Here is a 17077-nt window from a genome sequence, read left to right as displayed (position 1 = left end):
GTATATACGTAGTAGAAGTAACACGCCTTTACTTTATTTTTTATACCTTTCAGTTACAATAGACCTGTGTAACAGGTTTTTCTACTCATAGCAACAATATAAAAAGAGCCGGTGCAAAGCCCCGGCCCTTTTCTGCGACACCAATATAAAAAATTATCGTATAAACTATTTATCGTAGTTCGTATTCTGCGGATCGAAGTTGGTCCAGCCGGTAGTCCAGTTGGTTGTACCAAATGCACCCCTATAATCTACTTTATCGAAGAAAGCATCAGTCACCTTACCCGTTTTAACCGCACCCGTCAACAGTGGCGAACCCGTTTGTGGCAGGAAGTTGGGAGCCGTCAGATTGAAATTAGCCGAGTTGAGCAGCAGCGTAGCTACTGCCGAACTGGCAACAACCGTATTCGCCCGGGCTGGATCGTTGAAGTAAGCCTGGGCCTGCGCGTCCGTAATTTCGTCCTTACCAAGTATGGTGAGTGCTGTCGATTGGGTGTTGGCAAGTACAACTCCCCGCAGGTCCAGCTTATCGGCCAGTGCGTTGGCATACGTTGTGTTGGCTTTGCCATCTAAACGCAGTCCTTCCGGATAACCAGAGAACACCGAATTGTAAATACTGATGGCCGTGAACCGGCGCAGGTGCATAGCCGACTGATAGGCACCACTGCCCTTAGGTGATGGGGAGTTGTTGGGCACACCGCTGAAAACGAAGTTGCTCATGTTGGCGAAAACAGCCGACGTTAGCGGCAAGCCATTGTTGGCTGAAATGGAGGTTGGTGTTGTACCGGCAGGATAACCAGGGTTACCCATGTTGTCGGACTCAAAGCCATTGGAAGACGATTGGTCCGCAAATTCGGGATCGCGCAGCGATACGCCGTATTGCACTTTGCCCGAGAAACCCCAGTCCGTATCCCAATCATCATCAAAACCACGCAGAGCCACCAGGTATTTGGCATTCACCGTACCACCAAACCACTCGTAGGAGTCGTCACCACTGTACGATACCTGAATGTGATCGAGGGTCGTACCCGAACCTACAGCGTAGAGGGTCAGACCGTTGATTTCACTATTGGCAGTACCTGACAGCGCCACGCCCGGAAACTCGATCCGTACGTACTGCATCGTTCCCGAGTTGTCATTAGCGATGTTATCCGTACCCAGCTGCCCCCGAATTCCTCCTTCTGCAAACACGGAGCCTGCCTGGTTGTGCGGAGCTTTACCAAATAGAATGACACCACCCCAGTCGCCATAGCTACGCTGACCAACGGGCTTATTCGACGTAAACACGATTGGCTCGGCTGCGGTACCGATAGCATTGATTTTACCGCCTTTCTCCACAACCAGTGTTGCCGCATACTGCTGGCCACTCGGGTCATCCGCTTTACTACCACCCCGAATGATAGTGCCAGCCTCGATATTGAGTGTAGCCCCGTTTATTACGTACACGTATCCTTTGAGCAGGTATACTTTATCTTTCGTCCAGTTGACGGTACCGGTCAGTTCTCCGCTAACGAATACGACCGTTTTGTTACCCACTACAAAACTAGCCGTACTGGTTGCTTTGGCCCCGTTGGCAGATACCGAAATGGGAGCGTCTACAGCACCGGCCGGTACTGTAACAACCAATTGAGTTGGTGTAGCTGAGCTGACCGTAGCGGGGAGCGTACCAAACGTAACGATATTATTGCCAGCAGTTGTGTTGAAATTTGTTCCTGTAATGGTAACCGTTGTGCCAACTGGAGCGGTGGTAGGCGAGAAACTGGTGATACTTAACACCGGAGCAGGCTCTGCTATATCATTTTTACAGGCTCCCATGACCAGAAAGATTCCCGTAACGAAAAGCATAACCAGTTGCCAGGTTTTGAACCGGCCTACTTGCTGAACATTCATACTAATTGACGTTTGGTTGTTTTTCACTTGTTTTGGATTCGTACTGTTTTTTACGGTACAAGTGTCCGGCGTCCGAAGGTATACACCGCCGAAATTGTATAGTAACTGCCCCGCTTGAACGAGCGAATAGTTTGGTCAGCATTCGGTGATAGTGAACTTACATCGCTACCGATTTTACCATCCCGGTTATAGTCCTGCACATACCGAACCGGACGGTTCAGGACATCCTGAATACCAAGCCGAAATTCTAACTGCTGCTGTACGCGCTTACTGATGTTGATATCAAGGACACCGCGCGACATCTCGTATACCGTTGGATTTTGCTGATTACCCACCGCGAAAATGCGCGCACCCGCTACGTTGTACAGGATATTACCCTGAAAATTATTCTTTTCGTCCGCGTAATAAAGGCCTGCATTGATAAGGTAAGGCGACTGATTTGCCAGGGGGCGCTCCGTATCCGTAATGCCCGTCAAATCAACGTTTTGGGTAGTACCGCTCAGGTCAGGTACCTGCACAAATTGCCCCAGCTTGATTTTGCTGTTGATGAATGACGCATTGGCCACTACCTGTAAGTTCTGTAGAAACACGCTCGACGAGCTGGCAAATCCTTTGCGCACTTCAACTTCTACACCGTAGTTCTGTGCCGATTTGGCATTGGTAAACGAGTAGGCAAGGCCGTTGCCCGTTGGCAGCAGAAACGTTTCAATTGGATTCGTAAAATGCTTGTAAAAGCCAGTTATCGAGATTAATTCGTTTGGCGATGGATAAAATTCATACCGTATATCGGCATTCTGAATGTTCGCGGTTTTGAGCGCCGTATTTCCCCGAATGTCGGCTAACAGCGCAAAGTCGAAATAGCTAAAGGGGGCCAGTTCGCGCAGCTCAGCCCGATTTACCGTAGCTGAGTAGGCCAAACGGACGCTTTGCCGTTCGGTCATTTTGTAATTCAGGTTAAGGGAAGGCAGTGGACTGAAAAGGGGATTATTGACCAGTTTTTGCTCGGCACCGTTAACCGACGAACGCAGGTCCTGCAGGTAATACTCACCCCGAAACCCGATGTTCAGGTTGACATTGGAACCAAAATTAACGTCGCCACTCACGTAAGCTGCGCCGTAGGTGGTGTAGCCCTGATACGAATCCAGATCACGGGTACCATCCTGAATAGACAGTCCACCCGGTTGGCCCGTTACGTTCTGGGGCTGGAAAAGTGTGTTCATCGACTGCTGGGTGACGGCCGATGCGTTACCTATCGTTTGATAGCCGTAAAAACGCGCGGCATAACTCCGGTTGCGCCGTTCGCCATACACGCCAAACTTGAGTTTGCTGGGTTCGCGGTCGGCGGGATTACCAAACGTACGCTCACCGTTCCCAATCAGCGAATAAACGTTCTCGTGCAGGGTTGAATAAAAACGACCTACATCTACCGGGTTAGGGTCATTAGGGGCAGCTAACTGAAACGCCTGTAGCTGACCATCATTTCCAACGGCACCTGTTACCCGTTGAAACCGGGCCCGCTTCCAGTCTGGCTCCCAGCGGCCCGTGTAGCCGTAGGAGGCAATCCAGTTGAATTTTGTTAACTCGCTAACCGTATGCTCCCCCGCTACCTGCGTTGTCAGAATGCTCCGGTTCTCGAATCGCTCCGAAAAACTTTGCACATCAACACCATCTACTACCCGCTGCCCGCTCCGAACAATGGTTTCGGTGTTTCCTAACTGGTTAAACTGCGTTTTCCATTCGAGGTTAAAACTGGGCGAGAATCGAAGGCTCCAGTTGTGCAAAATACCAACCCGGGTACTACGCGAATAACTAGCGTCAGTATACTGCTCATACACGTCATTGGCCTTGTCCGCGTTTTGAAACAGTCGGAAATTAATGTTGGTAAACTGATTGGTGTTAGAGTAATTGATGGCCGTCAGGTTGCTCACCGACACATTCCCAACATCGAACCGGCGACCAAAATTGAGGGCAAAACGCACATCGGGCGATACGGTACTATTGCTCAGTCCCCACGAATCGGGCAAGAGCCGGGCGTAGGCAGCCCGTTGCGGGGCATTTAACTGATTAAAATCGGAAGAGCGAGCCGGGAATACGAGTGGAACCTGCTGGTTTTTCCCCCATAAACCCAGTGCGTTCACACCACTGCGGCTGTGTGTTTGTACGTTCTGGAACGTTGTGTTGGCCCGATTTCCAATGGTAAAGCCGGCATCTATGAAGTTGCGGTCGGGTTTGCGTTTCGTATAAATTTTGATGACACCACCCGCGAAGTCACCCGGCAAATCCGCCGAACCAGACTTGAACACAATCATCCGGTCCAGGATGTTACTCGGCACCAGATCAAATGAAAACGAGCGGGTTTCCACTTCGGTAGAAGGGGCAATTACATCATTCAGCAGTACCGAATTATAGCGGGAACCCAGTCCACGAATCAACACGAAGCGATTATCGACCAAACTAACGCCCGGTATCCGGCGTATGGCCGCTGCGGCATCCCGATCCTGCGATTTTTGAATCTGCATCGCCGAAATACCTACTGCTAGGGCTTTTAGCTGCTTTATTTCGGTGATAACGGCAATCTCGGTGTTAGTAGCTTTACTGGCCCGAACCACTACCTCCTGTAAAGCAGTATCTCCTTCATCCAGTTCGGTGTCAATAGCCGTCGTGTTTCCCGACTCTACCCGAACGTTCGGAATTTCTTTGGTCTGATACGAAATATATGAGATGACAACTTTCTGCGTACCGGACGGTACATTGGCAATGTTAAAGTTCCCTTCAATATCGGTGGTAGCGCCAAGTTGGGTGCCAGCTATCAGCACGGTGCAGCCAATCAGTGATTCTTTTGTCTTCCCATCCTTTATAGTTCCCCGGATGGTACCGGTCTGTGCCAGGGCGGCAGAAGTGACCAGTGAGAGTAGAAGAAGTACTATTTTACGGTTCATCGTTAGTTTGGTATCGCTTTAAGCGCTGCAAAACTAACGGCCCAATGTTAAGCCAATATTACACCAATATTATGCTTTAATCACCCTTTGAAGAACAGATGCATGATGTATAATGAGGTCCTGCTACTGATGAAATAACCCTAAAATCTGCCATTACGCTCTTTTACACGTTTAGCGGGAACAAATCACCGGATGCCAACTAGTTTATTTGGCTTATCAACGGAAAGTCAGTTATTACTTTGCTGGCTTATTGGTAGAAGCGCTTAGTCGCCAATCAGGTGTATATAAAATCATTACCATAGGTATTCACTCAAAAAGCAGCCCTGCTATGATCTAAGTCACTAATTTTAAACACTTTACCAAGTTTAATTCAAGTTTACACGGAACGTAATGTTTACGTAACATACAACGACTCAATCCGAATGAGTTTTGCCTGAGAATCGTGCATGCGACACCAAACGGTGCTACGTAACCATACCTTTTGGCTGTGTTGTGCTCCTGTATGTGTTAGTAGGAATGAGCAGCAGGAGAACGAGCCGCGGACTTTCTAGCCACCCTACCAACGTCCTGACCGGAACAGGGATAGCTCATCAGCGCAACGGTTCAGGCAATCGACAGGGCAAAACGGGTGCTTAACAGACGCTTTTGTTACCGGGCAGATTAACGGGCCGGTCACTCAACTATTCCATTTTTTCGACTCAGTTGATCCTCATCCCAAAACCCATTCACCACTCGGTACATAATCTCGTCCCCTTTCTTTAGCAGGAACGTAGGCACCTGCCCCAGCGACAGGGGTTGGGCCGGAAGTTTACTACGATAAAGCAAATGGATGAGCGACTCCGGAAATTTATCCTTCGGGGCTTTGGCTACTTTGAAGGCTATCACGCCATCCTGCCGCAATGTCGCTATATCCAGTTTTTCCAGTTCAGCCGCCGAATCGAGTGTAGATTCGTACACGCCAGCCGGTGTCAGCGTGAGTCCCGTTGCGTCAATTTCCTGTAGGCCATAAAAAGTAGAGAGGTCGCCAATATCTTCAATGCTGCTCTTGTAGGAGAATGACGTAGCGCCTTTGTTGCTTACTTCATTGTGGTTGATGCCAATGTCAACCACCACGGGTTTGCCCTTTTGCACAGTCGTTACGTTGCGAATCAACACGTCAAACAGGGCGCGGTTGTTTTCAGGAATGGCCTGATAGGCGGCAATTACCTGGTCGGCGGTATTATCCTGTGCGTAAGCACTGTCGGCAATCGCTTTCAGGGCGGTTAGGATAGCTACGAAATTCAATTTTCGGATTTCCATCTTCTCCGGGTCGCCAAAAAAGCCGCCGGATTCAATCAGTACCAGCGTTGTTCCCCATTTCTGAATGTTGTCACCAAAGGCACGGGGTTCAAACTCATCATCATAGCGAGCCACCTGCCCCGGTATGAATTGCTGCAATACCTCGTTCATGCCCACAATTAGCTGCATGGACCGTTGCCGGACATCGTTGATGTTGCGGTCACGGTCGTAGGCGGTTGCCAGAAACGACACCACTGCCTGTTTGCCCGTTTTACCCACGCTATAGCGCGGGTTCTGGTCATGGAGGTTAAAGCCGACGAGTGGTTTCAGGCGTTGCTGAAGTCGTTTGAGTAATCGCCCTTCGGGGGTTTGCAACCGCAGGGCGTCCCGGTTCATATCAATGTCGGAGACGGTACGGCGTTGCCAGCGCTCGGCTCCGTCTGGATTAAGCATCGGCACAAAGTAGAGCGATGTGTTGGTCAGGATTGTCTGTCGAAGGCTATCGAATTCATCATTTTCGGCCTGGAGGAAATTGAAAATATCGAACAGAGCCATTGTCGCCGTCGCTTCGTCGCCGTGCATCTGACTCCAGAGCATCACCTTCGCCGATCCCGTTCCCGCCTGTACCTGATAAATGGCCCGATTTTCTGTGGACTCTCCCACCTGACTCACCGAAAGGGGACCGCTGAGCGAATCCAGCAGGGGCACTAGGGCAGAATGCTTGAACCGGCGGTGCGTGAATGTTTTCTCCCTATATGTTTCATGGGCATCGTACAATCGACGCGATACATCCTGAGCCTGCGCAAAAGTTGACATCATCAATAATAAAAGGAACAAAGCCTGTCGTTCACTGACCGGCCTGATTTTGGTTAACCAACAAAAAAATGGGTTCGTCATGGCCGTGTCAACTGGTGTAATCCATACGTCATCTGATCATAGTTTTTCGCCAAAAAACAATCCTGTTGTCGAAGCCACCAGGCATATCACCACGTTAAGACCGATATTGAGCACGGCTGCGCCTAACCGTCCCTGTTGCAGGAGGACTACGGTATCGACGCTAAAACTGGAAAATGTACTGAGTCCTCCGCAAAAACCCACGCCAATGAGCAGCCGAATCGACTCGTCGGCTGACCGGTGCATTATCCACCCCACTAAGGCACCCAACATGAAACTGGCCACTACATTGACAAGTAGAATCGCATTCGGAAAAGGTGAACTGTTGAGCGTTGCGGGAACTAAGCGCCCTGTCAGATACCGAAGTAAACTCCCCGCTCCTCCCCCCACAAATACCAGCACGTACGGATGCGTCAGTAAGAGTCTCATGTGGGCAAACATACAAAAAACACGGACGCAAACCTTCCAGACGGGATGCCCATGCTAATGCAGTTCTCTTTTTCAGGCGAAAGAATCGAACAATTACCACCAACGTTTGCTTAAGAATAGACGTCGGCAACCAACAGGCCGGGCGTTTTCTCTTTCGGATAGGAGTCAACAGACGTAACTGAATTATTTCAAGAATTTCGCCGACTGCCAACTTCATAACGTATTGATATACCAGACGTTGCCAGCAAAAGCCAGTTGTCTTATAACCGGTATACGCTTAGTTAGACTTGTAGAAGCGGCCAGAAATCTTAATTTTGTTACGCCGAATTCATTTGCCAGTTATCCACTCAGCCACTTGTTCTGCTGAGTTTTCATTTATAAAAAAGCATCCCGAAAACATGGTACAGCCTGCTGTAAACGAACCTATTTTAGAAGAAGACAAAAGCCGCTTTGTGCTGTTTCCCATCAAACACTGGGACATTTGGGAATACTATAAAACCCACGAAGCTTCGTTCTGGACTGCCGAAGAAATCGACCTCGGCCAGGACATGAAAGACTGGAATAACCTGGGCGATGGCGAACGTCACTTTATCTCGCACGTGCTGGCCTTCTTTGCGGCATCGGACGGGATTGTGAATGAAAACCTGGCCGTTAATTTCCTGTCGGAAGTGCAGTATGCGGAGGCCAAGTGCTTTTATGGTTTCCAGGTGATGATGGAAAACATCCACTCCGAAACCTACTCGCTGCTGATTGATACGTACATTAAAGACCCCGTTGAAAAAGACCGGTTACTGAACGCTATTGATACCATTCCGTGCGTTCAGAAAAAGGCCGAATGGGCTTTGCGCTGGATTGACAATGGTAGCTTCGCCGAGCGGCTCATTGCTTTCGCGGTAGTAGAGGGCATATTCTTTTCGGGCTCGTTCTGTTCCATTTACTGGCTCAAAAAGCGCGGTCTCATGCCGGGGCTGTCGTTCTCCAACGAGCTTATTTCGCGCGATGAGGGCCTGCACCGCGATTTTGCCTGTATGCTTTATACGGACCATATTCAGAATAAATTGCCCGAATCGCAGATTTACGACATCATTCGCAACGCGGTTGATATCGAGCAGGAGTTCGTGGCCGACGCGCTGCCGGTATCACTCATTGGTATGAACGCCGATTTGATGAAGCGGTACATTGAGTTTGTGGCCGACCACCTGCTCACGACACTAAACCTGAAGAAAATTTATAACGTCAGCAACCCGTTCGATTTCATGGATATGATTTCCCTACAGGGCAAGACGAATTTCTTCGAGAAGCGAGTGGGTGAGTACCAGCGGGGCGAAGTGATGTCTAAATTCAAAGCCATGAAAGCGGCCGCGCTGACTCCTCAGGATGCGGATAGTGAAACGACTGCTGTAGCTGCTGAAGAGCCGAAAGGCATTACGTTCGACGCTGATTTTTAATTTATTCAAATTCCTCAAGCTTCTCCGGCTATCATTAGGCTAGAGAAGCTTTTTACTGTTAAAAAGTGATTTTATTGTTGTCTATACCATTTACTACTATGGCGTATAGTATTAAAACAAGTAACCCTACTAGTGGACTGTACGTTATCAAATCATGCGAAAGAACAGGGAAAAGCACGCAATATTTCTGTTGAAATTATTGATCAGGTAATTAATTTCCCTGGTCAAATCATCGAAGAAGAAGAACTTGGACAAAAAATTTACCAATCTATCGTCGCTTTCCCAGAAAATAGGACGTACTTAGTAAGGGTTTTTGTTAGTACTAATGAAGGAAGGACTATCGTTAAGACAGTCTATAAAACGTCGAAGATAGATAAGTACGATGAAAGTAAAGTACGATCGTGAAGTAGATATCTTGTATATCAAACTCAATGATTCTCCAATCGAAGAGAGTGATGAAGATCGTCCTGGTATGGTAATCGACTATGATACTGACGGTCTAATCGTTGGGATTGAAATTATGAATGCATCGAAACGCATGACACAACCTACTACCATTGAGTTGGAAGTTGCCTAATTACTCAGAATATTTTTGAAAATGTTTACCAGCGAAGTCCCGGCCAATGACCGGGACTTCGCTATTTTTGCCTTTCTGTTCAACCTGATATTCCTACTTTATTCACCTGTATGAACCGTTTAGACGTAATCCAGGCCCTGATGACGCAGAAAGGGCTCAAAAATTATTTAGAAATTGGGGTTGAAAACGGACATATCTTCTTCCGAATCAAAAGTCGTTTTAAGGTAGCCGTTGATCCAAAATTCATTTTTGACGCCAGCCGCCGGTTTGGGAAAGCGCTGCTTAACCCCTATAACCTGACTAATCAGTATTTCGAGAAGACCAGTGACGATTTTTTTGCACAGAACGCCCAGCAGGTTTTTGCCGACAAAAAACTTCAGTTAGCCCTCATTGACGGCATGCACGAGTACCAGTTTGCCCTGCGCGACGTAGAAAACACACTCCAGTACATGGAGGATGACGGTGTCATTATTATGCACGATTGTAATCCACAAACGCCGGGTGCTGCCGGACGCTTTGAGGACTGGGAAACCGGCGAGTGGAATGGCGATGTGTGGCGAACCATCATTCACCTGCGGAGCCAGCGCTCCGACCTAACCGTGTTTGTGCTCGATTGCGATCAGGGACTTGGCATCGTTACCCGCAAAAAAGCCACCACTCCGGCAGCGTTACCCGATGAAGCAGTGGCTTTAACGCCAGACCAAATTCAAAACCTGACGTATAACGATTTAAAGGCTAACCGTCGCGCGTGGCTAAATCTCAGGAGCGAGACTTACTTCTATGACTACTTTGGATTGAAGCCCTAAGTCAGGGTTACTACTGCCCAATAACCTTGATGGCGGCTCCTCGTGCGATACGGTCATCGGCCTTTTGCCCGTTCAATACACCCAGCTCTTCCATGCGGCTGGCAGGCATACCCAGGGCCGTCATTACTTCACGAAATGATCCATCGCGAGGAACCGTTTTTACAAATATCCGCTCTGGCTTGCGGTTTATCTTGGTGGGATCGGTGAGGGCGCGAAAATTACTGGCAACCTGCTTAAAGGTATTAAAAGAGCCGTTGAAATCGGCGGCACTTGACAAACCGTGCAGCGCATAAATGGCATTGTTATACTGAATAAGCCATGTACCAACCTGTAGTGTCGTTTTAGGATCCTGTTGCTGTTGTTGTTGCTGGGGCTGCCCCTGCTGCTGTTGTGGCTGCTGCTGCGAAATGATTACGTAGGCAGGGTTCCCATTAATTGTGGTCTTGGTGTTTTCCAACACGTTCAAACTTAGTTCTTTCACCATGTTCTGGGCGGCTTCGTCCAATGAATTACCTTTTGCCAGGAGCAAAATCATGGCTGATTTTCCATCTTTACCAGCCATCTGAAACTGGCTCGGCGAATTCTGGGTTTGCCAGCCGTTAGGCACCGGGAACTGAAATTTCAGCTCGGGGTGATAGAACTGGCCGTTTTCTACATATCCCTGTTTGGGGTCTTCGCCGTACATGATACCGTCAATCATCCGCAGGTACTGGTCCCGATTCACCTGGTACGAAGCCGCATGATTCGTTTGGTACTCTTTGGCTAACTGGTGAACGCGGGTATAGCGGTTGCCGGGGTCCGGATGAGTAGACATAAATTGCGGAACAGCATTCCCTGAGTTATCGGATAGTCGCTTGAGCGTTCCAAAGAAATCAGCCATCTGATTGGCGTCGTAGCCAATTTTGCTGGAATACTCTACGCCCAGCTCATCCGACTCGGACTCATGATCGCGACTGTATTTGAGCGATAGAAGCCCTAAGCCCTGCTGTAGTGCTTCCATGTTTTGCCCAACAACGTTAGGTGCCAGAACGGCTCCACCAATAAGTGCCAGGGTACTCAGCAACTGACTTTTTTGTGAGCGGGCAGCATGTTTGGCCGTGATATGCCCAATCTCATGCCCCAACACCCCGGCAAACTCAGCTTCGTTGTTGAAGTGTGCCAGAATACCCCTCGTGAAATACACATAGCCGCCGGGAACAGCAAACGCATTGACAACGGGGGAGTCAACAATATAAAACTGATACGGTAGGTCGGGGCGGTGCGAAACCTTTGCCATCGCCTTGCCTTTCTCATTAATGAAACTGTTCAGTTTCTGATCTTCATATAAACCCATCGTTGCCACAACGGATGGATGGGATTCTTTCCCGATAGCAATTTCCTGTTCCGTTGACATCAGGCTTATTTCCCGCTTTCCGGTGACGGGGTTCCGGGCGCAGGCCGCTAAGCCAATAGTAATGACTCCTAAAAGAAGGCGGGTAAGTAATTTATTTACGTTCATAATGTAGGAGGTGTTTTTCTCATTTATTACTAAAACAGGAAAATGTATAAACAGTTTAATTTTTGATTGTCTGTCTATACCGCAAGCTTTCGCGCATGGGGCTTCCCCGTCCAATAAACCAGGCCAATCGACCATAAACAGGATCTCGGCGGAACTTGCGTCCAAGTTTAATGAAGTAATAAGCCCGAAACAGGGTACAGGCAAGCCAGGAGTGGTACTTTCGGAAATAGAAGAACAGCGAGATGTAGTATTCCTTCGCTACATCGAAGTTTTTGACGGTGCTTTGACCGGTGAAATGAATGTATTCGGCCTGGGGCACCAGGTACGTGTAGAAACCGGCATTTAACAATCGTTTTGCTAAGTCCTCTTCTTCAACGTATAGAAAATGAGCAACATCGAACCCCCCGATTTTATCGAAAGCTGACGCCCGAAGAAACAACGTACTACCCATCACAAAAGGCACCCGAATCGGCTCGGTATATACCTGCCGGGTAGCCGGATAACTATCAGGGTCAAGCAACCGGACAAATCCATGACCGAGTAGTTTACTACCGAGCGTTGGTAAATAGCCAAACGTTATCTGGTGTGACCCATCGCCCGCAAACATTTGAGCACCACACAAACCCGCATCGGGTGTAGTCTCCATAAAAGCGGCTAACTGACTACAGACGTCGGTTCGCAACAGGCAATCATTGTTCAAAAAATAATAGTAGTCGGAAGCAGAATCGGCGAATTGAACACCCAGCATATTCCCTCCCGAAAAGCCGAGATTTATCCGGCTCCGAATAAGCTGCACGTTAGGCTGTTGGCCGACTGGCTTCAGCGCTTCGAACTCCTCATTGGTCGAGTTGTTATCAACGATTATAATTTCATACCGTACAGCCTTTGTTCGCTCAACGATAGACGCAACACAATCGAACGTGAAGCGATGGGAATTGTAGTTCAGTAAGATTATAGAGACTTTTCGCGGGTTCATAGGCGCAAAGAACCGTGAAATTATAACAGGATGGGTCAGTTTTGCCCATGTTAACACGACGAACTACACCTGCTGTGCTACGATTCATCATTTCCCAGTACCGAAAAAATCAGCTCGAACTCGTAGCCTTTACTCAACGCGTACCGAACCAGTTTTTGCCTAACCACCAGTGGGTTATCATCCCGCAGGGTTTGGCGTTTTTTATCGAGCAGGCTGGTGAGCGTATCCCGGTAATCGGTAGGGGCAATTTCCTTCATGGCCGCATCGAGATTATAGCCCGATACACCACGCTGTTTTAAGTGTTGCGTTATTTTGCGTTTCCCCCAGCCTTTTATCCGAAATTTCCCACCTGCAAACGACTTCGCGAATCGCTCTTCATTGAGGTAGTTTTGCTGAATCAGTTCGGCAATTACTTCTTCGGCATCATCGCCGAAAACACTCCACTCTTTCAGCCGACTACGTACTTCCTGCTGGGTTCGTTCCTGGTAAGCACAAAACATAGCCGCTTTCTGGAGGGCTTCTTTTATTTCATCAGTCATGGTACAGACATAACAAACCGAACGGCCTAAAGACTCGGGCGTGCCCTTGTTTTTACACTATTTACCCGATAGTCTTTTTTGGGGCTGGTGCTGCATCAATTCATTAATCAATGTTTCTACCTCGGCAACGGGCCTGCTGACAACCAGATACGAATGGCCTTTCCCGGCACTATCCCACCCGTTGGAGCCATCCGCATTCATAACCAACCGGCCCGTTTTGACCGTATAATACGGCGCATATCCCCGCACACCAACCAAAACAGCGGTCTGGTCCCAGCTCATACGTCCCTCTTTGTCTTCCTTCGACTTAGGTAGTGAAATGGAGAAGACGTCTTTCACCGGGCTATTCTGAATCGCTTTATTTCGGGTGAGTGGCAGGCCGGAGTGAATCTTCTCCCCTATTTCAAAGCCACTCATCAGAATTGGTGTGGGCCAGTTGGCAAATACTTTTTTTGACGAAGGCGTATCTCTGAACACATTGTATTCCCGCCCACCCGGAAACTTACCGGCCATACTCACCAGCTTCCTGACTTTCAGATTCACCAGCTCTTTACCACTCAGAGTCGAGTACTTATCTGATTTGGAGTCCAGCAGATTGGCCAGGTTCGTCAGGAAACCCACGGTAATGATGGTAACACTATGGTCAGGTTGTTTGGCCAGAATCTGCCGATAGAGCGCAACGGCATCCGGTACGTCCTTATTGGAGCGAATGCGATGGGGGTAGCGCGCCGTTATGGTGTCCGACCAATGCTGCGTATCTTTATCTCCTACGGCAGTTCCTTTTGGTACGCCAATGGGTACGTCCGGGCGATTGAAGTAGGTGTTCAGCACGCTCAGCACCTGCGTTACTTTCGGGTAGTTAGTGCTGGCAATCGTTGCCAGAATGGTTGCCTGTCCCTCATCGGCAAACGCATGGAGTAATGCAATAGCACCTACGTCGTCGTAATCGGGTCCCATATCAGTATCAAAAATAACGGGCACAGCCTGTTGCTTCGGGGCCGACTGTCCCATTACAAAACCGTTTATCAGAAGTACGAGTACACTGATTGAAAGTAAGACTTTTTTAGTCATTGAAATAAGGGGGTATAGCACGCATTGTATAACACGAATTACGAACTGTTTTGGCAGGAATTGTTATTCAGCACCCATAAATTATAAAATTATGATAGCATTAAGGAAACTATCCATTCCGCCCGACACGCAGCTCCGCAACCTGGGCTGGGACTGGATGCTGGGGCAAGATACCTTACCGTATCTGACAGATGAAGTGGTGCTGGTAGCCTCAGCCAGGGCGGATACGTACTATGAGGCCGCCAATGAGCTTTTTGACATGTTCGTAGCCGCCGGGCAATACGTTATCGATCAGAATCGCTTTGCTGAACTGGGTATACCAGCCAATCTTATTGAGCTAATAAAACTCTCCTGGGATGATGACCGGCATATTCACCTGTACGGTCGCTTCGACCTGGCCGAGATAGACTATCCCTCAACAGGCGCACAGATTAAACTCATCGAGTTCAACGCCGATACCGCTACCTGTTTGCCAGAAACGGCGGTAGTGCAATTTGCCCACCTGCTGGCTAATGGTTTGGACGAGAGCCAGCAGTTCAATGCTGTTTTCGAGACGCTTACCGGCCAATTCGAAGAAATTCTGGCGCACAATCCAGATTTGCAACCCACACTGCTTTTATCGGCCATTCGGGATAATCCGGAGGATGATGCCAATGTGGCCCTACTGGGAGAAGCCGCCCGGGAAGCAGGGTTTGATGTTGAGTTCGACTTTGTGGATAACGTTGAATTCTCTGCCGACGAAGGTATTTTCTGGCAAAACCCAAAGAATGGCCAGTTTGAGAAGCTGGATTTCTGGTTTAAACTGATTCCCTGGGAATCCATTGCCGAAGATGAACCTGAATTACTCAACATACTCACCGAAATTGTCAAAAAGCGGCTGGCGGTGGTATTGAATCCTGCTTATAGTCTGTTGTTTCAATCGAAGTACCTGTTAAAAATCCTTTGGGAGTTATACCCTGATCATCCGCTGTTACTGGAAACGGATACTGCACCGTTGGCCGGTAAACAGTGCGTGGAGAAAGTCCTGTTCGGGCGGGAGGGCGCCAACATTCGCCTGATAAACGCCGACGGCACTGAACTAAAGGAAACCGACGGGGAGTACAGTACTTACCCAAAAATTTACCAGCAGTACGTTAACTTCCCTAAAGACTCATCGGGCAATAGCTATCAGGCGGGCGTTTTTTACGCGGGCGAAGCCTGTGGACTTGGTTTCCGGCGCGGTGGTCTCATTCTGGACAACAGCGCCGGTTTTGCAGGACACGTTATTGATGCATAGTAGTATACAACCAACAGACGTTTTTGGGTTGAGCGACCTTACCGTGTTCACTCCTCCCTGATTTATATGGCAAATTTATTCCTTTACCTACAGGCCATTGTTTACATAGCGGCAGGGTTGAACCACTTCATCAATCCCAAAACGTACCTAGCCATTATGCCGCCTTATATTCCGGCTCATGAGCAGATGGTTATGTTGAGTGGTGTTGCCGAGGTAGTACTCGGAGTAGGGTTGTTATTTCCGGCCACCCGGTCGTTAGCGGCCTGGGGCCTTATCCTGTTACTAATTGTGGTATTCCCGGCTAACGTTTATATGGCTATGTCAAACCGATTTCGCCGGTTTCCAGCCTGGATCCGGTGGGCACGCCTGCCGTTGCAGGGCCTTCTGATATGGTGGGCTTATCAGTATACCTAAACAAAAACTACTAACGGTGTTGTTTATTCGTAAACAAATTCTGGACATTAGTGTATATAATACATGCCCTTTAGCTGTTTTCCCTCCTCAATGCAGACCACTAAATAGCTTTAGAACCGTTTAAGTAATTTATTTCGTTTAATAAATTACTTTTATAATAGCACATGCTTTATATAGATTATTCGTTAAATATAAAGTTTTGGGGAGAGTTTTATTCTCTTCTGGCGCGCTGTTATCACTATTGGCCGCTATAAATTAATCGGCCAATACGTAGTTCACTAAGGTGACTTTCAGAATTAGTTATAGTCAAACTAAGTAACAAAAACATGAATTTGCAATGACCCTGATTATGGAAAAGGATGAGAAGATTCGACGCAACCGTGCCAAAACCACCCAGCGAATTGTTGAAGCATTGGAAGAAGTAATTGCAGAGCGTGGTCTGGAAGGCGTTGGTGTAAACCGGGTGGCGGAGAAAGCGAGCGTTAGCAAGGTTCTGATATACCGCTACTTTGGTGGTATGGAAGGATTGCTGGAATACTACGTGAAGATGGGAAAACTATTTCCGATTTTCACCCCTGCTCTACTGGATCAAATTCGTCCTTTACATGAATCGGATATTGCCCGTATCTGGTATCGCCAGGTTATCCAGACGTATCGCCATTTTCGTACCTACAAAGCAGCTCGTGAAGTCCTGAAAGCCAGTGTTATCGAAAATGACCCTATCGCTGAAACTACCGCACGTGCCCAGGATGAAGAAATGACCCGGCTCGTTAGCCAGCTTTCCTTCGTGAAAGGAGCGGATACGGAAGCCATCTCAGCGGTTGTACTCGGAGCGATGAACTACCTGACCATCATGGCCCAGAATGACCGGACCATGATCAGTATCGATCTTCGTAGCGAGGAAGGCTGGGAGCGCATCGAAAATGCCGTAAAAACGATTTACATCGCTTTAAACAAAATGGCCATCGGGTCAAAAGAGGTTAATCTGGAAATTCAGTCGGCTTATATGCCAGCTGCCCAATGGTAATTACTGGCGTTAGCGGCC

15 protein-coding genes are annotated in these 17077 nt (G+C 48.4%); 7 read left to right on the top strand and 8 right to left on the bottom strand.

Translation table 11 applies throughout. The features are described from left to right. Positions 1 to 165: 165 nt before the first annotated feature. The 4 genes from B156_RS0121825 to crcB all read right to left on the bottom strand — a co-directional run bounded on the left by B156_RS0121825 (position 166) and on the right by crcB (position 7427). Entirely contained in the window at positions 166 to 1887 is a 1722-nt protein-coding gene (locus B156_RS0121825; RefSeq protein WP_018621917.1) for an IPT/TIG domain-containing protein, read from the bottom strand. Positions 1888 to 1937: 50 nt separating this feature from the next. Continuing rightward, entirely contained in the window at positions 1938 to 4826 is a 2889-nt protein-coding gene (locus B156_RS0121820; RefSeq protein WP_018621916.1) for a TonB-dependent receptor, read from the bottom strand. 672 nt (positions 4827 to 5498) lie between these two features. Continuing rightward, a complete protein-coding gene (locus B156_RS0121815) occupies positions 5499 to 6920 on the bottom strand; it encodes a M14 family zinc carboxypeptidase (RefSeq protein WP_018621915.1) in 1422 nt (473 codons plus the stop codon). Positions 6921 to 7037: 117 nt separating this feature from the next. Beyond that, positions 7038 to 7427, bottom strand: a complete 390-nt coding sequence (crcB, locus tag B156_RS0121810) for a fluoride efflux transporter CrcB (RefSeq protein ID WP_040586216.1) — start codon at positions 7425 to 7427, stop codon at positions 7038 to 7040. Positions 7428 to 7825: 398 nt separating this feature from the next. Between crcB and B156_RS0121805 the strand changes: the two genes are divergently transcribed. The 4 genes from B156_RS0121805 to B156_RS0121785 all read left to right on the top strand — a co-directional run bounded on the left by B156_RS0121805 (position 7826) and on the right by B156_RS0121785 (position 10258). Continuing rightward, positions 7826 to 8875: a ribonucleotide-diphosphate reductase subunit beta gene (locus tag B156_RS0121805; RefSeq protein ID WP_018621913.1), complete on the top strand. Its 1050-nt coding sequence runs from the start codon at positions 7826 to 7828 to the stop codon at positions 8873 to 8875. A gap of 132 nt (positions 8876 to 9007) precedes the next feature. Beyond that, positions 9008 to 9280 (top strand): DUF4258 domain-containing protein, encoded by a 273-nt coding sequence (locus B156_RS0121800; RefSeq protein WP_018621912.1) that lies wholly within the window; start codon positions 9008 to 9010, stop codon positions 9278 to 9280. Continuing rightward, positions 9258 to 9452, top strand: coding sequence for a DUF2283 domain-containing protein (locus tag B156_RS0121795; protein ID WP_018621911.1), 195 nt, complete (start codon positions 9258 to 9260; stop codon positions 9450 to 9452). Before B156_RS0121800 ends, B156_RS0121795 begins: the two co-directional genes overlap by 23 nt. Before the next feature lie 110 nt (positions 9453 to 9562). Further along, on the top strand, positions 9563 to 10258 hold the full coding sequence (locus tag B156_RS0121785) for a class I SAM-dependent methyltransferase (RefSeq protein ID WP_018621909.1): 696 nt from the start codon (positions 9563 to 9565) through the stop codon (positions 10256 to 10258). A 10-nt stretch (positions 10259 to 10268) separates the two neighbouring features. Here the strand turns inward: B156_RS0121785 and B156_RS0121780 are convergent, their stop codons facing one another. From B156_RS0121780 to B156_RS0121765, 4 genes are all read right to left on the bottom strand, one after another. After that, entirely contained in the window at positions 10269 to 11756 is a 1488-nt protein-coding gene (locus B156_RS0121780) for a M48 family metalloprotease (RefSeq protein ID WP_018621908.1), read from the bottom strand. A 55-nt stretch (positions 11757 to 11811) separates the two neighbouring features. Then, the gene (locus B156_RS0121775; protein WP_018621907.1) at positions 11812 to 12732 is read right to left on the bottom strand and encodes a glycosyltransferase family 2 protein; all 921 of its coding nucleotides are present in this window, start codon (positions 12730 to 12732) and stop codon (positions 11812 to 11814) included. A 77-nt stretch (positions 12733 to 12809) separates the two neighbouring features. After that, positions 12810 to 13271: a regulatory protein RecX gene (locus tag B156_RS0121770; protein ID WP_026260977.1), complete on the bottom strand. Its 462-nt coding sequence runs from the start codon at positions 13269 to 13271 to the stop codon at positions 12810 to 12812. 57 nt (positions 13272 to 13328) lie between these two features. After that, positions 13329 to 14342, bottom strand: a complete 1014-nt coding sequence (locus B156_RS0121765; protein WP_026260976.1) for a nucleoside hydrolase — start codon at positions 14340 to 14342, stop codon at positions 13329 to 13331. Positions 14343 to 14433: 91 nt separating this feature from the next. Here B156_RS0121765 and B156_RS0121760 point away from each other — a divergent pair, with 91 nt between their 5' ends. From B156_RS0121760 to B156_RS0121750, 3 genes are all read left to right on the top strand, one after another. After that, the gene (locus B156_RS0121760; RefSeq protein ID WP_018621904.1) at positions 14434 to 15618 is read left to right on the top strand and encodes a glutathionylspermidine synthase family protein; all 1185 of its coding nucleotides are present in this window, start codon (positions 14434 to 14436) and stop codon (positions 15616 to 15618) included. 66 nt (positions 15619 to 15684) lie between these two features. Then, entirely contained in the window at positions 15685 to 16032 is a 348-nt protein-coding gene (locus B156_RS0121755; RefSeq protein ID WP_018621902.1) for a DoxX family protein, read from the top strand. Between the two features lie 337 nt (positions 16033 to 16369). Continuing rightward, positions 16370 to 17059, top strand: a complete 690-nt coding sequence (locus B156_RS0121750; protein WP_018621900.1) for a TetR/AcrR family transcriptional regulator — start codon at positions 16370 to 16372, stop codon at positions 17057 to 17059. The last annotated feature ends 18 nt before the right edge of the window (positions 17060 to 17077 follow it).

Origin of the sequence: Spirosoma luteum DSM 19990, from assembly GCF_000374065.1 — a bacterium.
Taxonomy (GTDB): Bacteria; Bacteroidota; Bacteroidia; order Cytophagales; family Spirosomataceae; genus Spirosoma; species Spirosoma luteum.
This window is presented reverse-complemented; position numbering and strand designations above follow the sequence as displayed.

Coding starts and splice junctions, on each gene's coding strand:
- B156_RS0121825 (WP_018621917.1), bottom strand. CDS start 1,887: ATGAATGTTCAGCAAGTAGGCCGGTTCAAAACCTGGCAACTGGTTATG.
- B156_RS0121820 (WP_018621916.1), bottom strand. CDS start 4,826: ATGAACCGTAAAATAGTACTTCTTCTACTCTCACTGGTCACTTCTGCC.
- B156_RS0121815 (WP_018621915.1), bottom strand. CDS start 6,920: ATGTCAACTTTTGCGCAGGCTCAGGATGTATCGCGTCGATTGTACGAT.
- crcB (WP_040586216.1), bottom strand. CDS start 7,427: ATGAGACTCTTACTGACGCATCCGTACGTGCTGGTATTTGTGGGGGGA.
- B156_RS0121805 (WP_018621913.1), top strand. CDS start 7,826: ATGGTACAGCCTGCTGTAAACGAACCTATTTTAGAAGAAGACAAAAGC.
- B156_RS0121795 (WP_018621911.1), top strand. CDS start 9,258: ATGAAAGTAAAGTACGATCGTGAAGTAGATATCTTGTATATCAAACTC.
- B156_RS0121785 (WP_018621909.1), top strand. CDS start 9,563: ATGAACCGTTTAGACGTAATCCAGGCCCTGATGACGCAGAAAGGGCTC.
- B156_RS0121780 (WP_018621908.1), bottom strand. CDS start 11,756: ATGAACGTAAATAAATTACTTACCCGCCTTCTTTTAGGAGTCATTACT.
- B156_RS0121775 (WP_018621907.1), bottom strand. CDS start 12,732: ATGAACCCGCGAAAAGTCTCTATAATCTTACTGAACTACAATTCCCAT.
- B156_RS0121770 (WP_026260977.1), bottom strand. CDS start 13,271: ATGACTGATGAAATAAAAGAAGCCCTCCAGAAAGCGGCTATGTTTTGT.
- B156_RS0121765 (WP_026260976.1), bottom strand. CDS start 14,342: ATGACTAAAAAAGTCTTACTTTCAATCAGTGTACTCGTACTTCTGATA.
- B156_RS0121760 (WP_018621904.1), top strand. CDS start 14,434: ATGATAGCATTAAGGAAACTATCCATTCCGCCCGACACGCAGCTCCGC.
- B156_RS0121755 (WP_018621902.1), top strand. CDS start 15,685: ATGGCAAATTTATTCCTTTACCTACAGGCCATTGTTTACATAGCGGCA.
- B156_RS0121750 (WP_018621900.1), top strand. CDS start 16,370: ATGACCCTGATTATGGAAAAGGATGAGAAGATTCGACGCAACCGTGCC.